This is a genomic window from Streptomyces durmitorensis (assembly GCF_023498005.1).
In the GTDB taxonomy this organism is placed as follows: domain Bacteria; phylum Actinomycetota; class Actinomycetes; order Streptomycetales; family Streptomycetaceae; genus Streptomyces; species Streptomyces durmitorensis.
Window position 1 is genome coordinate 3,350,521 of the sequence record NZ_CP097289.1, and the last position, 23,342, is coordinate 3,373,862.

A 23,342-nucleotide genomic window follows, 5' to 3' on the forward strand; every position below is an offset into this window, starting at 1 on the left:
TCAGTACCTCGGCGCGTTACGGGACCGCTGCACCCGCGTGGTGCGGCGGTCCTTCGCGTTCCAGCAGGCCTTGTGCCAGTGTCTGCGCTCGTCGACGCCCGAGTGCTCGGGCCAGGCCACCACGTGCGCGACGCCGGAGGGGATCTCCTGGTCGCAGCCGGGGCAGCGGTACGTCTTGCCCACCGAGCTGGCACCCGCGACGTGGCGCATGCTCCACTGCTCGCCCCGCCAGCTCTCGGTGGACTGGAAGCCGCCGTAGCGGCCCGCCGGTTCACCGTCCGGGCGCGGACCGTCTTCTCCGGCGCCCTTCGGGCGGTTACGACGCGGGGACACGAGACACCTCACGGGATGTACGGGGGCCAGGGGTGTCTCCAGCCTACGCGGCACGCGCAGGGGTAGGCGTACGTCACCAACCCCCACAGATCCCCCCTGCATTCCGCAGAAAATCCGTCAATCTTCATGCCAAGCCGTGCCTTTGGCACGTGTCATGCGTTGTTGCCCGTAGGGGGAGTGCCTGCGTCGGCGCCAAGGAGGCAGGAGAACGATGCGTGTAGGTAGTTTTGTGCTGGCCGCCCAGTTCCCGGGACAGGGACAGGGGGAGGCGCTGCACCGAGCGGTGCGGTCCGCCGAGGTGGCCGAGGAGGCGGGCCTCGACTCGGTCTGGCTCGCCGAGCACCACTTCGTGCCGTACGGCACGTGTCCGTCCGCCGTGACCCTCGCCGCGCTCCTTCTCGGGCGCACACGGCACATCCGCGTCGGCACCGCCGTGAGCGTCCTGCCGACCGTTCATCCGGTCGCCCTGGGCGAGCAGGCGGCGCTGCTGCACCTGACGTCCGGCGGACGCTTCTCGCTGGGCGTGGGGCGCGGCGGTCCGTGGGTGGACCTGGAGGTCTTCGGGTCCGGTCTCGACGCGTACGAGAAGGACTTCCCGGACTCCCTCGACCTGCTGCTGCGGTGGCTGAGCGAACCCCGGGTCGCGAGCGAAGGGGGCCGCTTCTCCTTCCGCGAGGTCGCCGTGGTGCCACGGCCGCAGGAGGCACTGACCGGCTCGGGCACGGACACCGAGGAGTCGTCCTGCGGCCCGGAGGTGATCGTCGCCTGCACCTCGCCGTCCAGCGTGCGGCTCGCGGCGGAACGCGGTCTGCCGATGCTGCTCGGCATGCACGTCGGCGACGAGGAGAAGGCCGAAATGGTGGCGTTGTGGCGCAGGCACGCGCGCGCCGCGGGGCGTACGCCGGAGGAGGTCCACCGGGCGCCGCACGTCTCCGCGGGGGTCGCGCAGATCGCGGACCGGCGCCTGGACGCGGCGGAGACACTGCAGAAGGCGATGCCGGGGTGGCTCAAGCAGGGACTTGACGCTCACGTCACGGTCGACGGCCGCGCGCGGTCCATGCGGGACCCGCTCGCGTACACCGAACTGCTCTGCGGACTGCATCCGGTGGGTACCCCGCAGCTGTGCGCGGACCGGATCGCGGCCACCTCGGAGCGCACCGGGATCACACGCTTCGCGCTGCTCGTCGAGGGCTCGGGCGACCTGGCGACGACGGAGGAGAACGTCCGAAGGCTGGGGGCCGAAGTGCTGCCCCAGCTCGGCTGAGCCGCTGGGGCGGGGAGCTGCCGCTCCGGTACTAGAACACCTCCCGCGTACGGAGCGGCAGCAAGAAGCGTCAGCAGTCCCGCAGTTCGGGCGACTGGTTGAGCAGCTGCCCCCGGATCGAGGTGAACCGGGCGAGCCTCTCGTCCACGGACGCATCGAGCGGGAAAACCGCCACACGGTGGCAGTTCTGGAATGCGAGACGCACTCCGAAGTGGCGCTGCAGAGCACCGCGAATCGCGTCACTCGCGAGCGCCCGCAGGAGCTGGCCGCGCGCCTGCTCGCTGGGCGGCGGCGTCTGGTTGTCGGCGAACTCGCCGCCGTCAACCTTCAGCTGGGCCACCAGAGAGCTGATCATCTCCCATGCGTAAGGCAGGGAGGTCCGGACGCAGTCGACGAATTCCGCTTCATCGACCTCGCCTCGCTCGGCCTGTTCCAACAGCGCCGGTGAGACGTCGAGCGACATGGGTTCTCCTCTCGCACCCCCGGGGAGCGGGGGCTTCCGGACAGGGAAGAAGCCCGCACACGCAGCGTGCACGCATGACGACCTCCTGCTTATACGGTAAGCACCGGACCCGCGCTGCACCAGGAGATTGGGAACATAACCGGCCAGGATCGAACAGGTTCATCGCCGGAGGAATCGCGCGCACCACCTGGGGTCGAGTAGCGTTGCGCCCCATGCGTCTCGTCATTGCCCGATGCTCCGTGGATTACGCGGGCCGGCTCACCGCCCATCTCCCGTCGGCCCCTCGCCTGATCCTTGTGAAGGCGGACGGCAGTGTCTCGATCCACGCCGACGACCGGGCCTACAAACCCCTCAACTGGATGTCCCCGCCCTGCACCTTGAAGGAGGGGACGGGGGACGACTCAGGTGTCTGGACCGTCGTGAACAAGGCGGGCGAGAAACTCATCATCACGATGGAGGAGATCCTGCACGACTCCTCGCATGAATTGGGCGTCGATCCCGGCCTCATCAAGGACGGCGTGGAAGCACACCTTCAGGAGCTGCTCGCCGACCGGATCGAGACGCTCGGAGAGGGCTACTCACTGATCCGGCGCGAGTACATGACGGCGATCGGCCCGGTGGACATCCTCTGCCGCGACGCCGACGGACAGACCGTCGCCGTCGAGATCAAGCGGCGCGGCGAGATCGACGGTGTCGAGCAACTCACCCGCTATCTCGAGCTGTTGAACCGCGACCCGCACCTGGCCCCGGTCAAGGGCATCTTCGCCGCCCAGGAGATCAAGCCGCAGGCCCGCGTGCTGGCCACGGACCGCGGCATCGGCTGCGCCGTCCTGGACTACAACGCGATGCGCGGCATCGAGGACGACAAGCTGCGGCTGTTCTAGAAGTTCGGTTACGTACGTGAGGGCCGGGTCCTGTGGACCCGGCCCTCACTTTTCCGTACGGGCGTCAGATCGTCGACGCCGGGCTGCTGCTCGCGGGGCCGCTCGCCGGTCCGCTCGCCGGTCCGCTCGCCGAGTCCGACGTGTCCGGGGACGACGGCGGGTCCGGCGTCGGGTCCGTGCTCGGCGGCGGAGTCGTCGGCGGCGGGGTCGTCGGCGGCTTCGTCGTGGGCGGCTTGGTCGTCGGCGGCTTCGTGGTCGGCGGCTTGGTCGTGGGCGGTTTCGTCGTCGGCGGCTTCGTCGTCGGCTTGTCCGTGGGCTTGTCGGACGGCTTGCCGCTGTCGCTCGGCTCGTCCGACGGTTCGCCGCTCTCGCTCGGCGTGCCGTCGTCCTCGGTGCCGGGGACGTTGTCCGGGCCGTCGCTGTCCGGGCGGCTCGTCGAGTCCTTCGCCGGCTTGTCGGCGGTCAGACCGTCGTCGCCCTGGTCCTCGCTCGCCGACTGCTCCGTCTTGACCTTGTCCGGCGGGTCGTCGTTGCCGTCGGACGTCGCGCCAAGCGTGACCACCGTGCCGAGCACGGCGGCGAGGAGGGCTCCCGCGCCCGCCGCCACGAGATTGCGCCGGGTGCCGTGCACGATGGAGCGGCGGGTCGGTGCGGGGCCGCCCGCGCCCGCGGCGGGCGAGGCCTTGCGGGTGACCAGGGTCTCGGGCTCCGGAGGCGGTGTGGGCAGCGCGAACGCCGCCGGTACGCCGCCGGGGGGCGATGCCGACTCCTCGTAGCGCGCGTCGGGCACCTCTTCGCCCGCGGCCGTGCTCCCGCCGGACAGCACGCCGCCCGAGCGGTCGGCGACCAGGGCCAGCGCCCTGCGGCCCGCGATCATGCCCCGCTTGTCGGCGAGCGCGCCGCGCAGGCCGATGGAGGCCTCGAGCTCGACGCGGGCCCGGTCGAGCTGTCCGCCGCAGAGCGCGAGGATGCCGAGCTCGTGGTGGAAGTACGCCTCTTCGGCGACCTCTCCCGCGGTCCGTGCCGCCTCCTGGCCCGACCGCAGGGCACGCTCCCACGCGCCCCAGTCGAGCCCTCCCGCGAAGGCCGGCGCGACGGTGCGGGCGAGCAGCACCGCGGCGCTCTCCTCACCGGCGACGGAAGCCCCCGACGCGGACTGCCCCGCGACCAGGACGCCCAGCGCCGCGAGCACCGCGTCCGCCTCGGCCACGACCCGCTCAGGGCCGACCGAGGGGTGCCCTGCCCACCAGGCGTAGTGCTGGGCGGCGCTCTGGGCGCGCTCGGCGGCGTCGTCCGCGTACCCGGACGCCTCCAGTTGCGTGCGCACCCCTGCGGCGAGTCGGTAGTGGGAGCCGACCGCCGTGACGAGCGCGGTGGAGACGAGCTCGGCGAGAGCCGCGTCCGCGTGGGTGTCCCCCACGAGGGCGGGCAGATGCGCCTGGTGCGGCAGCTCGCCGCCGAGCGCGACGGCGAACCGCAGCGTGGTGCGCGCCGACGGGCTCAGCCGGGACGCGAGCAGCACCGCGGGCGCCGCTCCGTCGGCGAGCGAGGGCAGCGGGACGTCGTGGCCCTCGGCGCCGAAGGGCGCGTCGACCGGGGCTTCGGTGTAGTAGCCGTACTCGTCGAAGGCGTTCGGGTCGGCGCGCAGCTGGTCGCGCTGGCGCAGCAGGGCGCCCGCCTGGACGAAGCGCAGGGGCAGCCCCTCCGACTCGAACCACAGGTCGCCCGCCCAGCTCGCCTCGTCGTCGGTGAGGACGCGGCCGACGGCGCGCTCCAGGAGTTCGAGGCCGCCACTGCGGCCCAGGCCGCCGAGGAAGACCTCTTCGAGGTGCGAATCGGGTGACGGCGCGGCGACGTCGGGCGTCGCGGCGATCAGGAAGGCGCACTCGGGCGTGGCCTCGAGGAGCTCCTCCAGGGCGGCCGCGCCGAACTCCAGGTCGTCCAGGACGACGACCGCGCCGATCTCGTGGACGAGTTCGAGCAGCAGGGCACGGTCGGGGCGGTGCAGGGGTGCGTTGTAGACCGTCCCGAAGAGGTCCTGGAGCAGGTCGCCGGGCGTCTTGTGGTACCCGGAGAGCCGGACGACGCCGTCCGGTGCGAGGTCCGCGCAGTCCTCCGCGACGGCGTTCAGGAGCGCTGTGCGCCCCGAGCCCGCGGGTCCGGTGAGCCGCACCGAGCGCCCGCGTGCGAGCAGGCGCACGAGCCGCTCGCGATCCTCCTGCCGCTCGATGAGCGGCATCCGGGGCAGTGCGGGCCCCGGCGGCACGGGCGGCGCGGCGGCGCGGCGCAGCTCGGCACGCTCGGCGGCGGTGCGCTTGACGGGTCGTGCGGGCAGCTCGCCCGGCGGGCAGGCTTCGATCTCGCTGCCGTCGACGGGGTTCACGGTGAGCAGGAAGTCGCCCGATACGAGCTGGACGGTGCGGGCGAGTACGGGCGTGGGCTGCCCGAAGTCGGGTGTCAGAGGATCACGCGGTGGACGCACGGGACGCGCCGAATCGTCGTCGTTGATGCCGTCATGGCCGTACTCTTCCGGTCCCCGGTTCATCGGGTCCATGGTCAAAGCCCCCCAGATGCGTCGTGTACACAGCCCCCTCCGGCCTTGTGCACACTGCGCTGTCGCTTCTGGTCCGGTGCCCCCGCTCGGGCGTCTGTCTTCGTCATGACGGTGGGCGACCGAACCCTAGACCTTCGCTCAGTATCTCCGAACGGGCGGGGTACCGCGCCGTCCGAGACGTCACAGCTTCGTGAGGATTGTGCGCGAGACGTGTCTCACACCCGGGGAAGCGATTCGACCCCGATGCCGCCCTCGATGGCAAGGATCCGGTGCAGCCGGGTGGCCACGAGCAGGCGCTGCATCTGGGGCGGCACACTGCGCAGCACGAGGCGGCGTCCGCACCGTCCCGCGCGCCGGTGTGCGCCCATGATGACGCCGAGTCCCGTGGCGTCCCACGAGTCGAGTTCGGACAGGTCGAGCACCAGGTCTCCGGCTCCGTCGTCGACGGCCGAGTGCAGGACCGTTCGGGCGTCCGCCGCGCTGCGTACGTCGAGGCGTCCCCCGACGACCAGCTGGGCCTGGTCGCCCCTGATGTGCATATGCGCTCCCCGAGAGTGCTGAGTTTCCTGTGACGTCTGTTCCGTAAGGCGTCTGCGTATGTCACTGCAACTGACTGCCGCATGGGCAAGGAAGTTGCCGTCTGTAAGCGAACCGATACCGAATTCACTCCGAGGGGTGACCCCGCAAGGGAGGGAGCAGACGTCAGTGCTTGTAGAACCCCTGCCCGCTCTTGCGGCCGATGTCACCGGCGTCAACCATCCGGCGCATCAGCTCGGGCGGTGCGAACTTCTCGTCCTGGGACTCCGTGTAGATGTTGCTCGTGGCGTGCAGCAGGATGTCGACGCCCGTCAGATCGGCGGTCGCGAGCGGCCCCATGGCGTGCCCGAAGCCGAGCTTGCAGGCGATGTCGATGTCCTCGGCGGTGGCGACGCCCGACTCGTAGAGCTTCGCGGCCTCGACGACGAGCGCCGAGATCAGACGGGTCGTCACGAAGCCGGCGACGTCGCGGTTCACGACGATGCAGGTCTTGCCGACGGACTCGGCGAACTCACGCGTGCGGGCGAGGGTTTCGTCGCTGGTCTTGTAGCCGCGCACCAGTTCGCACAGCTGCATCATCGGCACCGGCGAAAAGAAGTGGGCGCCCACGACACGCTCCGGACGCTCCGTCACGGCCGCGATCTTCGTGATCGGGATGGCGGAGGTGTTCGACGCGAGCACGGCGTCCTCGCGCACGATCTTGTCGAGCGTACGGAAGATCTCGTGCTTGACCTCGAGCTTCTCGAAGACGGCCTCGACGACGATGTCCGCGTCGGCGACGGCGTCCATGTCGGTGCTCGTCGTGATGCGCCCGAGCGCCGCCTCGGCGTCCTGCGCGGCGAGCTTGCCCTTGCTCACGAACTTGTCGTACGACGCCTTGATCCCGTCGGTGCCACGGGTCAGGGCCTCATCGGTGACGTCCCGCAGGACGACGTCCCAGCCCGCCTGGGCGGAGACCTGTGCGATGCCGGACCCCATGAGTCCGGCTCCGATGACGGCGAGCTTCCGTGCCACTGTTCCGACTCCCCTACCGCTTATCACGCCTGGCTTACACGCTGTTTACGTTTGCCCTTCCGGCGGACATTAGCGGTCGTGAGCGCGCCTGTGGCGGTGAAGAGATGCGCGTCACGTCTCAGATGACGGACATCACACTGGTACGCCTCATTCGGCGCCGCGCACCGCGTAGTTGAGGACCTTTTCGCCCAGCAGGTCCTCCATCTCGTCGAGCAGGACGAGGACGTCGCGGGAGACTTCGGCGGGCTTGCGGCACTTGGTCATCTCGTCGCCGATCCAGGCCATGAGCGTGCTGTGGACCCACGAGAGCTGACCCGCGATCAGTCCGGGCATGGGGTCGCCGTCGGCGGCCCCGGCCTCCTCGGCGAGGGTCTTCGTGAGGTGGCCGAGCGCCTGCTGCTGGATCTCCCAGAGCCGGGAGCGCAGGGCGTGGGCCTCGGTGATGACCTTCATGAAGTCGGCCCAGCCCGGGAAGAGGCCGACATGGGGCGACACACCCTCCACGTCCTGGCGCAGGGCACGCAGGACCGCGGCAGCGGCGGACTCTCCCTCGCGCCGGCCCCGTACGTAGCCGGAGAGCCGGTCGACGACGGCCTCGCCCCGGTCGAGGAAGAGGTCCTCCTTGACCGGGAAGTAGTTGTAGACGGTGTTCACGGAGACGTCCGCGGCTTCCGCGACCTCCGCGACGGTCACCGTGACGAAGCCGTGCTCCAGGAAGAGCCCCGTCGCGATGTCCGAGATCCGCTGCTTGGTCTGCCGCTTCTTGCGCTCCCTGAGTCCTTCAGCCATGGGTCCACCCTACGACCACTGGCTAGGGCAACTGAAAACTTGGTGTCATTGCAAAATTTAAGAGACTCTGTTTTTGTGGTCGCCATGGCAATCATCAGCACGGCAGGCCTCACCCAGACCTTCCGGACCAAGCGCGGCACCGTCGAAGCCGTGCGCGGCATCGACCTGACCGTCGCCCCCGGCGAGATCCTCGGCTTCCTCGGACCCAACGGCGCGGGCAAGACGACGACGCTGCGCATGCTCACCACGCTCCTGGCGCCCACCGGCGGCGCCGCCACCGTCGCGGGCTGCGACCTGGCGGGCGACCCGGCCGCCGTCCGGCGCAGGATCGGGTACGTCGCCCAGTCCGGCGGCGTCGACCTCAACATCTCCCTGCGCGAGGAGCTGGTCACCCAGGGCCGCCTCTACCGCCTGACGAAGCCTCAGGCGACGGCCCGAGCCGTGGAGCTGGCCGCCGACCTGGGCCTCGGCGACCTCCTCGACCGCAAGTGCGCGACCCTCTCCGGCGGCCAGCGGCGGCGGCTCGACATCGCCATGGGCCTGATGCACCGGCCCGAGGTGCTCTTCCTCGACGAACCGACGACGGGCCTCGACCCGGGCAGCAGGGCCGACCTGTGGGCGCTGGTGCGGCGGCTGCGCGACGACCACGGCACCACCGTCGTCCTGACCACGCACTACCTCGACGAGGCCGACGCGCTCTGTGACCGCCTCGTAGTCATCGACAAGGGCGTCGTGGTCGCCGAGGGCACGCCGAGCGCGCTCAAGCTCCGGTACGGCGGCTCGATCGACGCCTCGCTCCAGGACACGTTCCTCGCCGTCACCGGACGCGACCTCGCCCCCAAGGAGACGGCACCCGTCGCCGTCTGAACCAAAGGACCCCCTTATGTCTGCGTTTCTCTCCGACACCGCGCTGATCTTCGGGCGGTACGCCCGTCAGACCCTGCGCTCCAAGTTCCAGATCCTCTTCGGCGTCCTGATGCCGCTGCTCTACCTGCTCTTCTTCGGCCCGCTCCTGACCGATCTGCCGCTCGGCTCGCGCGGCGACTCCTGGCAGGTGCTCGTGCCGGGCCTGCTGCTCCAACTCGGCCTGTTCGGCGCCTCGTACAGCGGATTCGCGATCATCATCGAGAAGCAGTTCGGCGTGGTGGAGCGGATGCGGGTGACGCCGGTCAGCCGGCTCGCGCTCCTTCTCGGGCGGGTGCTCCGCGATGCCGCGCTCTTCGTCTTCCAGGCGGTGCTGCTGGTCCTGGCGGCCGTGGTGATGGGGCTGCGGGCGCCGCTGGCCGGCATCCTCATCGGCTTCGCGTTCGTGGGGGTCCTGACGGTCGTCCTCGCCTCCCTCTCGTACGCGCTCGCGCTGCTCGTCTCCAAGCCGCACGAGTTCGGCCCCGTCATCAACGCGGTGAGCATGCCCTCGATGCTCCTCTCCGGCCTGATGCTGCCGATGGCGCTCGCACCGGGCTGGCTGGACGTGCTCTCGCACTTCATGCCGTTCCGCTATCTCGTGGACGCCGTGCGGGCCGCCTTCGTGGGCGACTACGCGAGTACGGCGATGCTGTACGGCGTCCTGATGGCGGCCGCGCTCACGCTCGGGTCCGTGACGGTGGGCACACGTGTCTTCCGGAAGGCGGGCGCGTAACTAGGCTGGCCCCATGGTCAATCTGACGCGCATCTACACCCGGACCGGCGACCAGGGCACGACGGCCCTCGGCGACATGAGCAGGACCGCCAAGACCGATCTGCGGATCTCGGCGTACGCCGACGCCAACGAGGCCAACGCCGCGATCGGCACCGCGATCGCGCTCGGCGGGCTCGACGAAGAGGTCGTGAAGGTCCTGGTCCGGGTCCAGAACGACCTCTTCGACGTGGGCGCCGACCTCTCGACGCCGGTCGCCGAGAACCCGGAGTACCCGCCGCTGCGGGTCGAGCAGTTCTACGTCGACAAGCTGGAGGCTGACTGCGACCGCTTCAACGAGGAGCTGGAGAAGCTCCGCAGCTTCATCCTGCCGGGGGGCACGCCGGGCGCGGCGCTGCTGCACCAGGCGTGCACGGTGGTGCGGCGGGCCGAGCGGTCCACTTGGGCCGCTTTCGAGATGCACGGCGAGGTCATGAATCCTCTGACGGCGACTTATCTCAACCGCCTCTCCGACCTTCTCTTCATCCTGGCGCGTACGGCGAACAAGGCCGTCGGCGATGTGCTGTGGGTGCCCGGCGGCGAGCGCTAGGCGCTCCGCTGAGGAGCCGGTCGGTCCTCTGCGGGTGCGTCGTGGCTGATCGCGCCGTTCCCCGCGCCCCTATGGGGCGCCACCGGCGGTGACTTCTTCGGGAAGAGCGTGTAAGTCCCGGCGATGATGATGTTGATGCCGATCAGCCACAGCATCCTCTGCTGCCACCCCCGCAGCGAACCGATGTCGCCGTCGTCCCCGACGTAGAGGATCGCGCCCTGCAGCAGGGCCATCGCGATGAGTCCTGCCAGGATCCAGCGGGCGGCGATCTTCCACTCGTGGATCGCGCGGGCCACGCCGTACTTGGGGGTCGAGGGCGGCGGGCCGCCCGCGAAGCGGTGGGCGACGCGGACGTCCACCCACTTGATCGTGTAGTGGCCCAGCGCGACGGAGTAGCCGATGTAGACGGCGGCCAGACCGTGCTTCCAGTCCGGCTCCGCGCCGTTCCTCAGGTCGATCGCGGTGACGACGAAGAGGACGACCTCCAGGATCGGCTCGCACAGCAGTACGGCGATGCTCGCTCGCGGCATCTTCGCCCAGTACCGCAGGGCGAGGCCGCCCGCCAGCAGCAGCCAGAAGCCGACCTCGCAGATGATGATCAGTGTGACGATCACGGTTCGCTCCTCTCGGTCACCTTTCCAGGCTCCCGCCGGACCGGCCGCGGATCATCGTCGCCAGTGACGAAGTGGCACTGCATCGTTCGATGTAGCGCGCGGTTCCTCCCTCAGGATCAGGCATCGCCACGGCGCGCCGTGTTGTATTGAGGCATGGCCCCGCCCCTCCCCGCCCCCAGCGCGTCGACGTACAGATCTCCGTGGTCTGCGTGCTCGCCGGACTCGCGTGGTGGGGCCTCGGGCTCCGCATGCAGACCGACCGGCCGCTCGGCGACACCTGGGCACTGATCCCGCTCTTCGTCCTCGGCGGGCTCCAGCTGCTGCGCAGCAGCATGCCGCGGACCGCGCTGACCCTCGGCACGCTCGCGCTGGTCGCCGACCAGTTCACGACGGGCAATCTCGCCTCGGTCATGATGTTCACGGACATCGTGTACGCGGCCGTCGTGTACGGGACACCCGCCTCCGCCCGCCGCATCCCGGTCACCACGGGGGCGATCACGGTGGCCGTGACGATCGGGTTCCTCGCCTGGTTCCGTGAGCCGGAGGCGATCCTGATCGGCGTCGTCACCGGCCTCGTGTCCTTCGGTCCCGCCACCACCGGCGTTCTCGTGCGCAACCACCGCGAGGCCGCCGTCGCCGCCCGGCTGCGCGCCGAACAGACCGCGCTGCTCGCCGAGATGGACCGCGTGCAGGCCATCACCGCCGAGCGCGCCCGGATGGCCCGCGAGCTGCACGACATGGTCGCCAACCACCTCTCGGCGATCGCCATCCACTCCACGGCGGCGCTCTCCCTGGACGACCCGAAGACCACCCACGACGCGCTCGCCGTCATCCGCGAGAACAGCGTCGAGGGCCTGGCCGAGATGCGCCGCCTCATCGGGATCCTCCGGGACTCCAGTGACGACCGGGAGCCGACGGCCGCACCCACCCTCGACGGCCTCGGCGCCCTGATCGCGGGCGCCCGTACCAATGGTCTGGACGTCATGCTCGACGACGGTCGCGACCCGGAGGGCCCCAAGCTTCCGGCGCCCGTCGAGCTCGCGGCGTACCGCATCGTCCAGGAGTCCCTGACCAACGCACTCAAGCACGCGTCGCCCGGCCTGGTCACGGTGGCCCTCGCCCGGCGCGCCCGCGCCCTGGACGTCCAGGTGACCAGCCCTTACGGCTCACCCTCCGGCCCCCGCGCTCCCGGTTCGGGAGCCGGCCTCGTCGGCATGCGGGAGCGCACCGAACTCCTCGGCGGCACCTTCGAGTCGGGCCCCGAGAGCACCGCAGACCGCAAGGTCTGGAACGTCCGCGCCACCTTGCCGGTCGACCCAGCAGACCAAGGAGCTTCCGCATGATCCGAGTGCTCGTCGCCGAGGACCAGTCCGCCGTACGGGCGGGACTTGTCCTGATCCTGCGCAGCGCGCCCGACATAGAGGTGGTCGGCGAGGCGTCGGACGGCGAGGAGGCGGTCGCCCTCGCCCGTGAACTGCGGCCCGATCTGGTGCTCATGGACATCCAGATGCCGCGCCTCGACGGGGTGTCGGCGACCCGTCAGGTCGTCACCGAGGGGCTCTCGGACGTGCTCGTCCTGACCACCTTCGACCTCGACGAGTACGTCTTCGGGGCGCTGCGCGCGGGCGCCTCCGGGTTCCTCCTGAAGAACACCGAGGCCAAGGATCTCCTGGAGGCGGTCCGTGCGGTCGGCCGCGGCGAGGGCCTGATCGCCCCTGCCGTCACACGGCGGCTGATCGCCGAGTTCGCGGCCCCGAAGAACACGCGGCCCGTCCGCCGCGAGAACGGACCCGATCCCGCCATCCTCGACGCCCTCACCCGCCGCGAGCGCGAGGTTCTCGCGTGCCTCGGCGAAGGGCTCTCGAACGCGGAGATCGCGGGCCGTCTGGACATGGCGGAGGCGACGGTGAAGACGCACGTCAGCCGACTGCTCGCCAAGCTGGAGCTGCGCAGCAGGGTCCAAGCCGCCGTCCTGGCGCAGGAGTTGGGCGTATAAGTCGCGAGATCGCGGGCCGGACCGACGCAATCCGGCCAATGGTTCAGACCTCTTGACCGCTGGTCCAGACCTTTCTATTCTCACCGCACTGCGGTGAGCACTCCCCCACGTGTTCCACGTGCTCACGGGCGGCGCAGGGATCCACCCCCTAAGACCCCCCGGATCTCACCCGAGGAGCACACCTTGCGCACCTTGCGCTTCAGACACAGAGCCGTGGCAGGCTTCACCACCCTGCTGCTCCCGCTCGCCACCCTGGTCGCGCTCGGCGCCCCCGCCGAAGCCGCACCGGAAGCCGCCCCCGCGGCCACCGCCACGTACGCCAAGACCCAGGACTGGGGCAGCGGCTTCGAGGGCAAGTGGACCGTCAAGAACACCGGCACCACCTCCATCAGCTCCTGGAACGTCGCGTGGGACTTCCCCACCGGCACCAAGGTGACCTCCGCCTGGGACGCCACCGTCACCAACTCCGGCAACCGCTGGACTGCCAAGAACCTCGGCTGGAACGGGACGCTCGCCCCCGGCGCCTCCGTCTCCTTCGGCTTCAACGGATCGGGTCCCGGCTCGCCCTCCAACTGCACGCTCAACGGCGGCAGTTGTGACGGCGGCAGCGTCCCCGGCGACAACCCTCCCTCGGCGCCGGGCACCCCCACCGCGTCCGACATCACCAACACCTCGGTGAAGCTCTCCTGGAGCGCGGCCACCGACGACAAGGGCGTCAAGAACTACGACGTCCTGCGCGACGGCTCCAAGGTCGCGACGGTCACCGGCACCACGTACGCCGACAGCGGCCTCACCGCGGGCACCGACTACTCGTACACGGTCCAGGCCCGCGACACCGCGGACCAGACAGGACCGGCGTCCGGCGCCGTCAAGGTGCACACGACGGGCGGCGGCGACCCGGGTCCAGGGCCCGGTGACAAGGTCAAGCTCGGCTACTTCACCCAGTGGGGCGTCTACGGCCGCAACTACCACGTGAAGAACATCGACACCTCGGCCTCCGCCTCCAAGATCACGCACATCAACTACGCCTTCGGCAACGTCCAGGGCGGCAAGTGCACGATCGGCGACGCCTACGCCGACTACGACAAGGCCTACACCGCCGACCAGTCCGTCGACGGCAAGGCCGACACCTGGGACCAGCCCCTGCGCGGCAACTTCAACCAGCTGCGCAAGCTCAAGGCCAAGCACCCGAACCTCAAGGTCCTGTGGTCCTTCGGCGGCTGGACCTGGTCCGGCGGCTTCACCGACGCGATGAAGAACCCGGCCGCCTTCGCCAAGTCCTGCCACGACCTCGTGGAGGACCCGCGCTGGGCCGACGTCTTCGACGGCATCGACCTGGACTGGGAGTACCCCAACGCCTGCGGCCTGACCTGCGACACCAGCGGCCCCGCGTCGATGAAGAACATGATGCAGGCGTTCCGCACCGAGTTCGGCAAGGACGCCCTGGTCACCGCCGCGATCACCGCCGACGGATCGAGCGGCGGCAAGATCGACGCGGCCGACTACGGCGGCGCGTCGCAGTACGCCGACTGGTACAACGTGATGACGTACGACTTCTTCGGCGCCTGGGCGGCCAAGGGCCCGACGGCCCCGCACTCCCCGCTCACCTCCTACGCCGGCATCCCGCAGGACGGCTTCAACTCCGCCGACGCGATCTCGAAGCTGAAGGCGAAGGGCGTCCCCGCCGCCAAGCTCCTGCTCGGCATCGGTTTCTACGGCCGCGGCTGGACGGGCGTCACTCAGAAGGAACCGGGCGGGACGGCGACTGGCGCGGCGCCCGGGACGTACGAAGCGGGCATCGAGGACTACAAGGTCCTCAAGAACAGCTGCCCCTCCAACGGCACCATCGCCGGTACGGCCTACGCCCACTGCGGCAACAACTGGTGGTCGTACGACACCCCGGCCACGGTCAAGAGCAAGATGGCCTGGTCGAAGCAGCAGGGCCTGGGAGGCGCCTTCTTCTGGGAGTTCAGCGGTGACACAACCAACGGTGAGTTGGTGTCTGCCATCAATGACGGTCTGAAGTAGCCCGTCCCGCATAGACGAAGCCGGGAAGACGAGTACGCCCCTTGTCTTCCCGGCTTCTTGTTGTCTTGGTCCGCAGGCCGTATGTGGCTGGTCGCGCAGTTCCCCGCGCCCCTGAAGGGGCGTCTCAGCTAGGCCACGTTCACTCGCTGGCCCGGCGGCGCTGCCTCCAGCCAGGCCAGGAAACCCGTCAGCGCGTCCTCGCCCATCGCCAGCTCAAGGCGGACGCCGCGGTGCAGACAGCCGAGGACGATCGCGTCCGAGAGCAGCGCGAGCTCCTCCTCGCCGTCCGGAGCGCGGCGGTCGACGACCTCGATGGCCGAGCGCTCCAGGGTCCGCCGAGGACGGGGAGCGTACGAGAAGACGCGGTACCACTCGATCCGGTCGCCGTTGTAGCGGGCAACCCCGTACCCCCAGCCCTTGCCGGAGGTGTCGCCCTTCTCCGGGGCGTTCCAGCGCAGGCTGCAGTCGAAGGTGCCGCCGGACCGCTGGATGAGCCGGCGCCGCAGTCCGAAGACGAAGAGCCCCACCAACACCAGCGCGACCAATACGAGTCCGCACACGAGCAGAGTGAGGATCATCGGCACCGACCTCCTCGCCTGTTCGAAACGGACCAACAGAATTGCACCCGCATTGCCTCAGCCGCGACCCGGTCCGGATTGCTCCGGACCTGGCCGCGGCTGAGTCACGTCAACGCCGACACGCTGGTTTCAGCGCGACGACACCGCCCGCAGTCGGACGTCCGCACGACGCTCGGCGGAGGCGTCGGCCTCCGACTTCGCGCGCTCGAGCGCCCGCTCCGCACGCTGGACATCGATCTCGTCCGACAGCTCGACGATCTCAGCAAGCAGTGACAGCTTGTTGTCCGCGAAGGAGATGAATCCTCCGTGGACTGCGGCGACGACAGTGTTGCCGTCGCTCGTACGAATGGTCACAGGGCCCGACTCCAGCACACCGAGAAGCGGCTGGTGACCGGGCATGACGCCGATGTCGCCGGACGTGGTGCGCGCGACGACCAGGGTGGCCTCGCCGGACCAGACACTGCGGTCCGCGGCGACCAGCTCGACATGCAGCTCAGCAGCCAAGGGTGGCTCCTCGGGTCACCACCCGGCGGCTTCGCCGGGTGTTGGGTCAAATTCTAGTGGGCGTATCGGGAGGGGCGGGACTCGCCCACCCCTCCCGTGAGTCACGGACTCAGGAGACGCCGAGCTCCTTGGCCTTCGCCTTCAGGTCCTCGATGCCACCGCACATGAAGAACGCCTGCTCGGGGAAGTGGTCGTACTCACCGTCGATGATCGAGTTGAACGCGGCGATCGACTCGTCGAGCGGCACGTCCGAACCGTCCAGGCCGGTGAACTGCTTGGCGGCGTGGGTGTTCTGCGACAGGAAGCGCTCGACGCGACGGGCGCGCTGAACGACCAGCTTGTCCTCTTCGCTGAGCTCGTCGATGCCGAGGATCGCGATGATGTCCTGGAGGTCCTTGTACTTCTGCAGGATTCCCTTGACGCGCATGGCGGCGTCGTAGTGGTCCTGCGCGATGTAGCGCGGGTCCAGGATGCGGGACGTCGAGTCCAGCGGGTCCACCGCCGGGTAGATGCCCTTCTCCGAGATCGGACGCGACAGCACGGTCGTCGCGTCGAGGTGCGCGAAGGTCGTGGCCGGGGCCGGGTCGGTGAGGTCGTCCGCGGGGACGTAGATCGCCTGCATCGAGGTGATCGAGTGACCACGCGTCGAGGTGATGCGCTCCTGGAGGAGGCCCATCTCGTCGGCGAGGTTCGGCTGGTAGCCCACCGCGGAGGGCATACGGCCGAGCAGCGTCGAGACCTCGGAACCGGCCTGCGTGAAGCGGAAGATGTTGTCGATGAAGAACAGCACGTCCTGCTTCTGCACATCGCGGAAGTACTCCGCCATGGTCAGACCGGCGAGGGCGACACGCAGACGCGTGCCCGGCGGCTCGTCCATCTGGCCGAAGACCAGGGCGGTCTTGTCCAGAACGCCCGACTCTTCCATCTCGTCGATGAGGTCGTTGCCCTCACGGGTGCGCTCGCCGACACCGGCGAACACGGAAACGCCCTCGTGCAGCTTGGCCACACGCATGATCATTTCCTGGATGAGGACGGTCTTGCCGACGCCCGCTCCACCGAACAGACCGATCTTTCCACCCTTGACGTACGGGGTGAGAAGGTCGACGACCTTCAGGCCGGTCTCGAACATCTCGGTCTTGGACTCGAGCTGGTCGAAGGCCGGGGCCTTGCGGTGGATGGGCCAGCGCTCGGTGACGTCGGCCTCGGCCTCGGGGTGGTTCAGGATCGCACCGAGGGTGTTGAACACCTTGCCCTTGGTGATGTCACCGACGGGCACGGTGATGCCCGAGCCCGTGTCGGTCACCGCGGCCTGGCGGACCAGACCGTCGGTGGGCTGCATGGAGATGGCGCGGACGATGCCGTCGCCGAGGTGCTGGGCGACCTCGAGCGTCAGCGTCTTCTTCTCGCCGTCCTTGGCCGGGTCGGCCACCTCGACGTGAAGGGCGTTGTAGATCTCCGGCATCGCGTCGACGGGGAACTCCACGTCGACGACCGGGCCGATCACCCGGGCGACGCGGCCCGTGGCAACGGCCGTATCAACAGTGGTCGTCATTACTTGTCACTCCCCGCAGAAGCGTCGGCCAGGGCACTGGAGCCACCGACGATCTCGCTGATTTCCTGGGTGATTTCGGCCTGGCGGGCCGCGTTGGCAGAACGGGTGAGAGCGTTGATCAGGTCACCCGCGTTGTCGGTCGCCGACTTCATCGCGCGGCGCGTGGCGGCGTGCTTGGAAGCAGCCGACTGGAGCAGCGCGTTGTAGATACGGCTCTCGACGTAGCGCGGCAGAAGGGCGTCCAGGACGTCCTCCGCCGACGGCTCGAAGTCGTACAGCGGGCGGGCCTCGTCCGTCGTGCCCGCCTCCTTCGCGACCTTGTCGAGGCTGAGCGGGAGCAGCCGGTCATCGGTTGCTTCCTGCGTCATCATCGAGATGAACTCGGTGTAGACGATGTGGAGTTCATCCACGCCGCCCTCAGCCGTCTCCGTCTCGATGGCCTCGATCAGGGGGGCCGCGATCGTCTTGGCGTCCGCGTAGGAAGGGGCATCGGTGAAGCCCGTCCACTGCCCGGAGATCTTCCGCTCACGGAAGTTGTAGTGCGCGATGCCACGGCGGCCGACGATGTACGTGTCGACCTCCTTGCCCTCGTCTTGCAACTTCTTGGTGAGCTTCTCCGCACCCTTGATGGCGTTGGAGTTGAAGGCGCCGGCCAGACCGCGGTCGCTCGAGAGGAGCAGGACAGCGGCCCGGGTCGGAGCCTCGGCCTCGGTGGTCAGCGGGTGCTTGTCGTTCGCACCCGTGGCCACCGCGGTGACCGCGCGGGTCAGCTCGGTCGCGTACGGAGTGGAGGCGGTCACCTTGCGCTGTGCCTTGACGACACGCGAGGCGGCGATCATCTCCATCGCCTTGGTGATCTTCTTGGTCGCGGTGACGGATTTGATGCGACGCTTGTAGACCCGGAGCTGGGCTCCCATGAGTCAGGTCCCTTCCGTCGTCACTTGGACGCGTCGACGGCAGCCGGAGCGTCCTCGCCGAGCAGCTTGCCGTCCGAGGTCTCGAACTGCTTCTTGAACTCGGCGACGGCGTCGGTGATGGCCGTGATCGTGTCGTCGGACATCTTGCCGCCCTCCTTGATGGAGGTCATCAGGCCCTGCTCCTTGCGGTGCAGGTAGTCGAGCAGCTCGCGCTCGAAACGCCGGATGTCGACGACCGGTACCTCGTCCATGCGGCCCGTGGTGCCGGCCCAGATGGAGATGACCTGGTCCTCGGTGGCCATCGGCTGGTACTGAGCCTGCTTGAGCAGCTCGACCATCCGCTGACCGCGCTCGAGGGAGGCCTTCGAGGCGGCGTCCAGGTCGGAACCGAAGGCGGCGAACGCCTCCAGCTCGCGGTACTGGGCGAGGTCCACGCGCAGACGGCCCGAGACCTGACGGATCGCCTTGTGCTGGGCGGAGCCACCGACACGGGAGACCGAGATACCGACGTTCAGGGCCGGACGCTGACCGGCGTTGAACAGGTCGGACTCCAGGAAGCACTGACCGTCGGTGATGGAGATGACGTTGGTCGGAATGAACGCCGACACGTCGTTCGCCTTGGTCTCGACGATCGGCAGACCCGTCATCGAGCCCTTGCCCATCTCGTCCGAGAGCTTCGCGCAGCGCTCGAGCAGACGCGAGTGCAGGTAGAAGACGTCACCCGGGTAGGCCTCGCGCCCCGGCGGGCGGCGGAGCAGCAGGGACACGGCGCGGTAGGCGTCGGCCTGCTTCGAGAGGTCGTCGAAGATGATGAGGACGTGCTTGCCCTCGTACATCCACTGCTGGCCGATGGCCGAACCGGTGTAGGGCGCCAGGTACTTGAAGCCCGCCGGGTCGGACGCCGGGGCGGCGACGATGGTCGTGTACTCGAGCGCGCCGGCCTCTTCCAGGGCACCGCGCACGGAGGCGATGGTGGAACCCTTCTGACCGACGGCGACGTAGATGCAGCGCACCTGCTTGTTCACGTCGCCCGAGCGCCAGTTGTCGCGCTGGTTGATGATCGTGTCGACGGCCAGGGCGGTCTTGCCCGTCTGGCGGTCGCCGATGATCAGCTGACGCTGGCCACGGCCGATCGGGGTCATCGCGTCGACGGCCTTGTAGCCGGTCTCCATCGGCTCGTGGACCGACTTGCGGTCCATGACCGTGGGGGCCTGCAGCTCGAGGGCGCGGCGGCCGGACGTCTCGATCTCGCCGAGTCCGTCGATCGGGGCGCCGAGCGGGTCGACGACGCGGCCGAGGTAGCCCTCGCCCACCGCGACGGACAGGACCTCGCCGGTACGGGTGACCGGCTGGCCCTCTTCGATGCCGCTGAACTCGCCGAGTACGACGGCGCCGATCTCGCGCTCCTCAAGGTTGAGGGCGAGACCGAGGGTGCCGTCCTCGAACTTCAGCAGCTCGTTGGCCATGGCCGAGGGCAGGCCCTCGACCTTCGCGATGCCGTCACCGGCAACGGTGACCGAACCGACCTCCTCGCGCGAGGCCGCGTCCGGCTTGTACGCCTGGACAAAGTTCTCCAGTGCGTCCCGGATCTCCTCCGGCCGGATCGTGAGCTCCGCCATCTGGGTTCCCTGCTCTCCTTGTTGGGCCCGAAGTTTCACTTTGGGGGTCTGGGGACTCCCCCCAAGTAAGAGGTGAATCCTCTGCACGGCCCAACTAGGGCCGTAATTACAACGTTTTGCGTTACTGCTAGCGCGCCATGCGGCGGTGCGCGTCCTCAAGACGGTCCGCGATGCTGCCGTTGATGATCTCGTCGCCGACCTGCACCGTGATCCCGCCGAGGACCTCGGGGTCCACGTCGAGGTTCAGGTGCATCTGGCGGCCGTAGAACTTCGCGAGGGCGGCACCGAGGCGCTGCTTCTGCTGGTCCGAGAGGGGCACAGCCGAAGTGACGACGGCGACCATCCGGTCACGGCGGTCCGCGGCCAGCTTGGACAGGGACTCGAGTCCCGATTCCAGGCTACGTCCACGGGGCGCGGTCACAAGGCGCTCGACGAGCCGCTCCGTCACCGCGTTGGCCCGGCCACCGAGCAGGCTGCGCAGCAGCTCGCTCTTGGCCGCACCTGAGGCGGCGCGGTCGGTCAGCGCGGCCCGGAGACCGGTGTCCGACGAGACGATCCGGCCGAACCGGAACAGCTCGTCCTCGACGTCGTCCAGCGCGCCCGCCTTCTGCGCACTGGTCAACTCGGCGAGGTTGGTGAGCTCCTCAAGGGCGTCCACCAGGTCACGCGACTGCGACCAGCGCGAGCGGACCAGGCCGGCCACCAGGTCGGCGGTCTCGCCGCCCACCTGCCCGCCGAGCAGCCGCCCGGCGAGCTCGGCCTTGGCCTCACCGGACTGCGACGGGTCGGTCAGGACCCGGCGCAGCGAGACCTCGCGGTTGAACAGCGCGGTGACAGAGGCCAGCTCGTCCGCGAGCTGCTTGGCGTCGACCGACGTGTTGTCGGTCAGCGCGTCAAGACGCTCGCGCGCGGCGGCCAGGGCCTCGCGGCTAGCTCCGTGGGCTGTCATCGAGCGGCCTCGGCCTTCTCCTCGAGCTCGTCGAGGAAACGGTCGATGGTGCGGCTCTGCCGTGCGGAGTCCTCGAGGGACTCACCGACGAGCTTGCCGGCCAGGTCGGTGGCCAGCTGGCCCACGTCCTGACGCAGCGACTGCGCGGCGGCCTTGCGGTCGGCAGCGAGCTGCGTGTGACCTGCGGCGACGATCTCCTCGCGCTGCCGCTGGCCTTCGGCGCGCATCTCAGCGATGAGCGTGGCGCCCTGCTCCTGCGCCTCCTGGCGCAGACGCGCGGCCTCGTGCCGAGCCTCGGCGAGCTGAGCCTTGTACTGCTCAAGCACGCTCTGGGCCTCGGTCTGAGCGGCCTCGGCCTTCTCGATACCGCCTTCGATCGACTCGCGACGCTCTTCCAGAACCTTGTTGATGTTCGGGAGGAGCTTCTTCCAGAAGAAGAAGAAGACGATGGCGAAGGCCAGTGCGCCGACGAGCAGCTCGGGGCCGGGCGGGATCAGCGGGTTCTGCTTCTCCTCGGCCGCCAGCTGCACCAGGTTGGCGATCACATCAGTGCCTTTCGTCGAAGTGTCGGTAAGCAGTAATTACTGACCGAACACGAACGGCATAACGATGCCGATAAGGGCGAGCGCCTCACAGAAGGCGAAGCCCAGGATCTGGTTGGAGCGGATCAGGCCGGCAGCTTCGGGCTGACGGGCAAGGGCCTCGGTGCCCTTACCGAAGACGATGCCAACACCGATGCCGGGACCGATCGCGGCGAGGCCGTAGCCGATGGAGCCGAGGGAGCCGGTGACGCCTGCGGCGAGTTCGAGGGTCGCGGACATGCCGTTACTTCCTTCTCTTTCATGGACCGGTGGGGGTTGGCCACCGGGCGATCTGGGGGGCTTGAAAGCCGGGGCCGCCACTCAGTGGTGCTCGGCGATGGCGCCCTGAATGTAGGTGGCGGAGAGGAGCACGAAGACGTACGCCTGAACCGCCTGGACGAAAAGCTCGAAGAGGATCATGGCGATCGTCATCACGAAGGAGACGCCGGCCGCCGGGATCATGAAGCTGTTCAGCAGGTACCAGGAGGCGACGGTGAACATCACCAGCATCAGGTGACCGGCGAACATGTTGGCGAAGAGTCGCACCGAGTGCGTGAACGGGCGCACCAGCAGGTTCGAGAAGAACTCGATGAACGACACGAGCCACTTGATCGGGCCGAGCGAGTTGTCGTAGCCCGTGATGTTCTTCCAGCCGCCGACGAAGCCGTGCCGCTTGAAGGTGAGGGGCACCCAGATCAGGTAGACGATCGCGGCGAGCACGACCGGGTACGCGAAGATCGACGAGACCGGGAACTGGGTCAGCGGGATCACGGACCAGATGTTCATGATCCAGATGAAGAAGAACATCGAGACCATCAGGGGGACGTACTTCTCGCCCTCCTTCTTGCCCATCGTCTCGTAGACGATGCCGCGGCGTACGAAGTCGTAGCCGGCCTCACCGATCATCTGCAGCTTGCCCGGGACGACCTTGGCCTTGCCGAACGCCAGATAGAAGAAGCTGACCACGACGAGGGTCGTCAGCAGGGCGAGCAGCATGACCTTGTTGAACTCGAACCCGCCGACCTCGAAGATCGGCTTGAAGAGGAACGAGTGCAGGCCAGGAGCCGGGAAGCCACAGCCGTTGTCGGACATGATCCGACAGCTCCAGTCAAAGGCGAGCTCAGTTTGGTCAGCACTCACCGCGGGCTCCTTCGGCGTGACGCATAGGTACGGCAACCTCGTTGTCGTGTCGGCGCGGCGCGCAGCCGCGGTTCGGCACCAGACTGGTGTTTCGGATGTGGGCGCGGCGTTCAGGCATCGAGCCTCGCGATCGTGCAGGCGTCAGCTCAGATGCCCGCGCCAGCAGTGCCGCAGTTGGCACCGGACGATAGCAGCATCTCGAACGCGCATTTATCCCGGCCCTACCCTTCACTGCGACGACCCCGACTTCTCGGGCTTGTCGTGGTTCTCGGGCTCGGGATCAACGTAAAGGATCTTGGCCTTCATGTGCGCGCGCGCCTGCGACGCCATCCATACGACGGTCGACACCACAAGACCCACGGCGAAGGCCTTGGGGTTGAACAGCGTGGTGTCCTTGAAAAGGGCCACGAAGACGAGAAGCAGCAGGAGTTGGAGGACGTAAAGCAGCAGTCCCATCATCTGGAACAGATGAGGGAGCGCTTTCGCCGTTCGCTGCAGCGCGAACATCCCGAGCCCCATGAAGGCGATGACCACCACCGTGCCGACGACCCCACCGAGCGCCCCCTTGCCGCCCGCGACCACACCACTGACGACGGCGACAATCGCACCGGCGGCAGCCGTGGGCACAGCGGTCTGGAGAAGAGTTCGGGTGTCTTGAGACGGCATGGCGGCGCTCCGCTTACTGATGGGGGCAGGGTGTCGTCATGGACGAGCGTAGTCCGGGGTCGAGAGTGTCCCTCGGGCCAATGGACCGTCGCACTACGGTCCTTCGGCTCTATCCCCTGGTTTCGTGAACGGTAT

The 23,342-nt window shown here is 68.8% G+C and carries 25 protein-coding genes; 8 read left to right on the forward strand and 17 right to left on the reverse strand.

The annotated features are described in order from the left end of the window. Complete coding sequence (locus M4V62_RS14765) at nt 1–333, reverse strand: ATP/GTP-binding protein (RefSeq protein ID WP_249587720.1); 333 nt, start codon at nt 331–333, stop codon at nt 1–3. Nucleotides 334–544: 211 nt separating this feature from the next. Between M4V62_RS14765 and M4V62_RS14770 the strand changes: the two genes are divergently transcribed. Further along, nucleotides 545–1,597, forward strand: a complete 1,053-nt coding sequence (locus M4V62_RS14770; RefSeq protein WP_249587721.1) for an LLM class flavin-dependent oxidoreductase — start codon at nt 545–547, stop codon at nt 1,595–1,597. 70 nt (nt 1,598–1,667) lie between these two features. Here M4V62_RS14770 and M4V62_RS14775 read toward each other — a convergent pair whose 3' ends face one another. Continuing rightward, the gene (locus M4V62_RS14775) at nt 1,668–2,060 is read right to left on the reverse strand and encodes an SCO5389 family protein (RefSeq protein ID WP_249587722.1); all 393 of its coding nucleotides are present in this window, start codon (nt 2,058–2,060) and stop codon (nt 1,668–1,670) included. 212 nt (nt 2,061–2,272) lie between these two features. Between M4V62_RS14775 and nucS the strand changes: the two genes are divergently transcribed. Further along, entirely contained in the window at nt 2,273–2,944 is a 672-nt protein-coding gene (gene nucS / locus M4V62_RS14780) for an endonuclease NucS (protein WP_249587723.1), read from the forward strand. A gap of 64 nt (nt 2,945–3,008) precedes the next feature. Here nucS and M4V62_RS14785 read toward each other — a convergent pair whose 3' ends face one another. From M4V62_RS14785 to M4V62_RS14800, 4 genes are all read right to left on the reverse strand, one after another. Continuing rightward, on the reverse strand, nt 3,009–5,498 hold the full coding sequence (locus M4V62_RS14785; RefSeq protein ID WP_249587724.1) for an ATP-binding protein: 2,490 nt from the start codon (nt 5,496–5,498) through the stop codon (nt 3,009–3,011). 215 nt (nt 5,499–5,713) lie between these two features. After that, a complete protein-coding gene (locus tag M4V62_RS14790; protein ID WP_160507247.1) occupies nt 5,714–6,037 on the reverse strand; it encodes an STAS domain-containing protein in 324 nt (107 codons plus the stop codon). Nucleotides 6,038–6,200: 163 nt separating this feature from the next. Further along, entirely contained in the window at nt 6,201–7,049 is an 849-nt protein-coding gene (locus tag M4V62_RS14795; protein WP_249587725.1) for a 3-hydroxyacyl-CoA dehydrogenase family protein, read from the reverse strand. A 147-nt stretch (nt 7,050–7,196) separates the two neighbouring features. Beyond that, nucleotides 7,197–7,838, reverse strand: coding sequence for a TetR/AcrR family transcriptional regulator (locus tag M4V62_RS14800; RefSeq protein WP_249587726.1), 642 nt, complete (start codon nt 7,836–7,838; stop codon nt 7,197–7,199). 84 nt (nt 7,839–7,922) lie between these two features. Between M4V62_RS14800 and M4V62_RS14805 the strand changes: the two genes are divergently transcribed. Genes M4V62_RS14805 through M4V62_RS14815 form a run of 3 tightly spaced genes read left to right on the forward strand, consistent with a single transcriptional unit; the run spans nt 7,923 to nt 10,063 of the window. Continuing rightward, nucleotides 7,923–8,705 (forward strand): ABC transporter ATP-binding protein, encoded by a 783-nt coding sequence (locus M4V62_RS14805; RefSeq protein WP_249587727.1) that lies wholly within the window; start codon nt 7,923–7,925, stop codon nt 8,703–8,705. A 16-nt stretch (nt 8,706–8,721) separates the two neighbouring features. Next, nucleotides 8,722–9,477: an ABC transporter permease gene (locus M4V62_RS14810; protein ID WP_249587728.1), complete on the forward strand. Its 756-nt coding sequence runs from the start codon at nt 8,722–8,724 to the stop codon at nt 9,475–9,477. Nucleotides 9,478–9,490: 13 nt separating this feature from the next. Continuing rightward, nucleotides 9,491–10,063 (forward strand): cob(I)yrinic acid a,c-diamide adenosyltransferase, encoded by a 573-nt coding sequence (locus tag M4V62_RS14815; protein ID WP_249587729.1) that lies wholly within the window; start codon nt 9,491–9,493, stop codon nt 10,061–10,063. Here M4V62_RS14815 and M4V62_RS14820 read toward each other — a convergent pair. Continuing rightward, on the reverse strand, nt 10,060–10,677 hold the full coding sequence (locus M4V62_RS14820) for a hypothetical protein (RefSeq protein WP_249587730.1): 618 nt from the start codon (nt 10,675–10,677) through the stop codon (nt 10,060–10,062). The genes M4V62_RS14815 and M4V62_RS14820 overlap by 4 nt on opposite strands. Nucleotides 10,678–10,823: 146 nt before the next feature. Here M4V62_RS14820 and M4V62_RS14825 point away from each other — a divergent pair, with 146 nt between their 5' ends. The 3 genes from M4V62_RS14825 to M4V62_RS14835 all read left to right on the forward strand — a co-directional run bounded on the left by M4V62_RS14825 (nt 10,824) and on the right by M4V62_RS14835 (nt 14,701). After that, on the forward strand, nt 10,824–12,020 hold the full coding sequence (locus tag M4V62_RS14825) for a sensor histidine kinase (RefSeq protein WP_249587731.1): 1,197 nt from the start codon (nt 10,824–10,826) through the stop codon (nt 12,018–12,020). Then, on the forward strand, nt 12,017–12,673 hold the full coding sequence (locus M4V62_RS14830) for a response regulator (protein ID WP_249587732.1): 657 nt from the start codon (nt 12,017–12,019) through the stop codon (nt 12,671–12,673). The genes M4V62_RS14825 and M4V62_RS14830 overlap by 4 nt, the downstream gene beginning before the upstream one ends. A gap of 192 nt (nt 12,674–12,865) precedes the next feature. Then, a complete protein-coding gene (locus M4V62_RS14835; RefSeq protein WP_249587733.1) occupies nt 12,866–14,701 on the forward strand; it encodes a glycoside hydrolase family 18 chitinase in 1,836 nt (611 codons plus the stop codon). A 128-nt stretch (nt 14,702–14,829) separates the two neighbouring features. Here M4V62_RS14835 and M4V62_RS14840 read toward each other — a convergent pair whose 3' ends face one another. The 10 genes from M4V62_RS14840 to M4V62_RS14885 all read right to left on the reverse strand — a co-directional run bounded on the left by M4V62_RS14840 (nt 14,830) and on the right by M4V62_RS14885 (nt 23,207). Next, nucleotides 14,830–15,279 carry a DUF2550 domain-containing protein gene (locus M4V62_RS14840; RefSeq protein ID WP_249587734.1) on the reverse strand — a complete coding sequence of 150 codons (450 nt, stop codon included), beginning with the start codon at nt 15,277–15,279 and terminating at the stop codon, nt 14,830–14,832. A 129-nt stretch (nt 15,280–15,408) separates the two neighbouring features. Beyond that, entirely contained in the window at nt 15,409–15,783 is a 375-nt protein-coding gene (locus M4V62_RS14845; RefSeq protein WP_160507238.1) for a F0F1 ATP synthase subunit epsilon, read from the reverse strand. A 109-nt stretch (nt 15,784–15,892) separates the two neighbouring features. Next, the gene (gene atpD, locus M4V62_RS14850) at nt 15,893–17,335 is read right to left on the reverse strand and encodes a F0F1 ATP synthase subunit beta (RefSeq protein ID WP_249587735.1); all 1,443 of its coding nucleotides are present in this window, start codon (nt 17,333–17,335) and stop codon (nt 15,893–15,895) included. After that, entirely contained in the window at nt 17,335–18,252 is a 918-nt protein-coding gene (locus tag M4V62_RS14855; protein ID WP_249587736.1) for a F0F1 ATP synthase subunit gamma, read from the reverse strand. The genes atpD and M4V62_RS14855 overlap by 1 nt, the downstream gene beginning before the upstream one ends. 20 nt (nt 18,253–18,272) lie before the next feature. After that, on the reverse strand, nt 18,273–19,871 hold the full coding sequence (atpA, locus tag M4V62_RS14860) for a F0F1 ATP synthase subunit alpha (RefSeq protein ID WP_249587737.1): 1,599 nt from the start codon (nt 19,869–19,871) through the stop codon (nt 18,273–18,275). 127 nt (nt 19,872–19,998) lie between these two features. Next, complete coding sequence (locus M4V62_RS14865) at nt 19,999–20,820, reverse strand: F0F1 ATP synthase subunit delta (RefSeq protein WP_249587738.1); 822 nt, start codon at nt 20,818–20,820, stop codon at nt 19,999–20,001. Then, complete coding sequence (locus M4V62_RS14870; RefSeq protein WP_249587739.1) at nt 20,817–21,365, reverse strand: F0F1 ATP synthase subunit B; 549 nt, start codon at nt 21,363–21,365, stop codon at nt 20,817–20,819. Before M4V62_RS14870 ends, M4V62_RS14865 begins: the two co-directional genes overlap by 4 nt. 36 nt (nt 21,366–21,401) lie before the next feature. Continuing rightward, nucleotides 21,402–21,641, reverse strand: coding sequence for an ATP synthase F0 subunit C (gene atpE / locus M4V62_RS14875; protein WP_249587740.1), 240 nt, complete (start codon nt 21,639–21,641; stop codon nt 21,402–21,404). 81 nt (nt 21,642–21,722) lie between these two features. Next, complete coding sequence (gene atpB / locus M4V62_RS14880; protein ID WP_486388579.1) at nt 21,723–22,541, reverse strand: F0F1 ATP synthase subunit A; 819 nt, start codon at nt 22,539–22,541, stop codon at nt 21,723–21,725. Between the two features lie 228 nt (nt 22,542–22,769). Then, the gene (locus M4V62_RS14885) at nt 22,770–23,207 is read right to left on the reverse strand and encodes a Cg1360 family ATP-synthase-associated protein (protein WP_249587741.1); all 438 of its coding nucleotides are present in this window, start codon (nt 23,205–23,207) and stop codon (nt 22,770–22,772) included. Between the last annotated feature and the right edge of the window lie 135 nt (nt 23,208–23,342).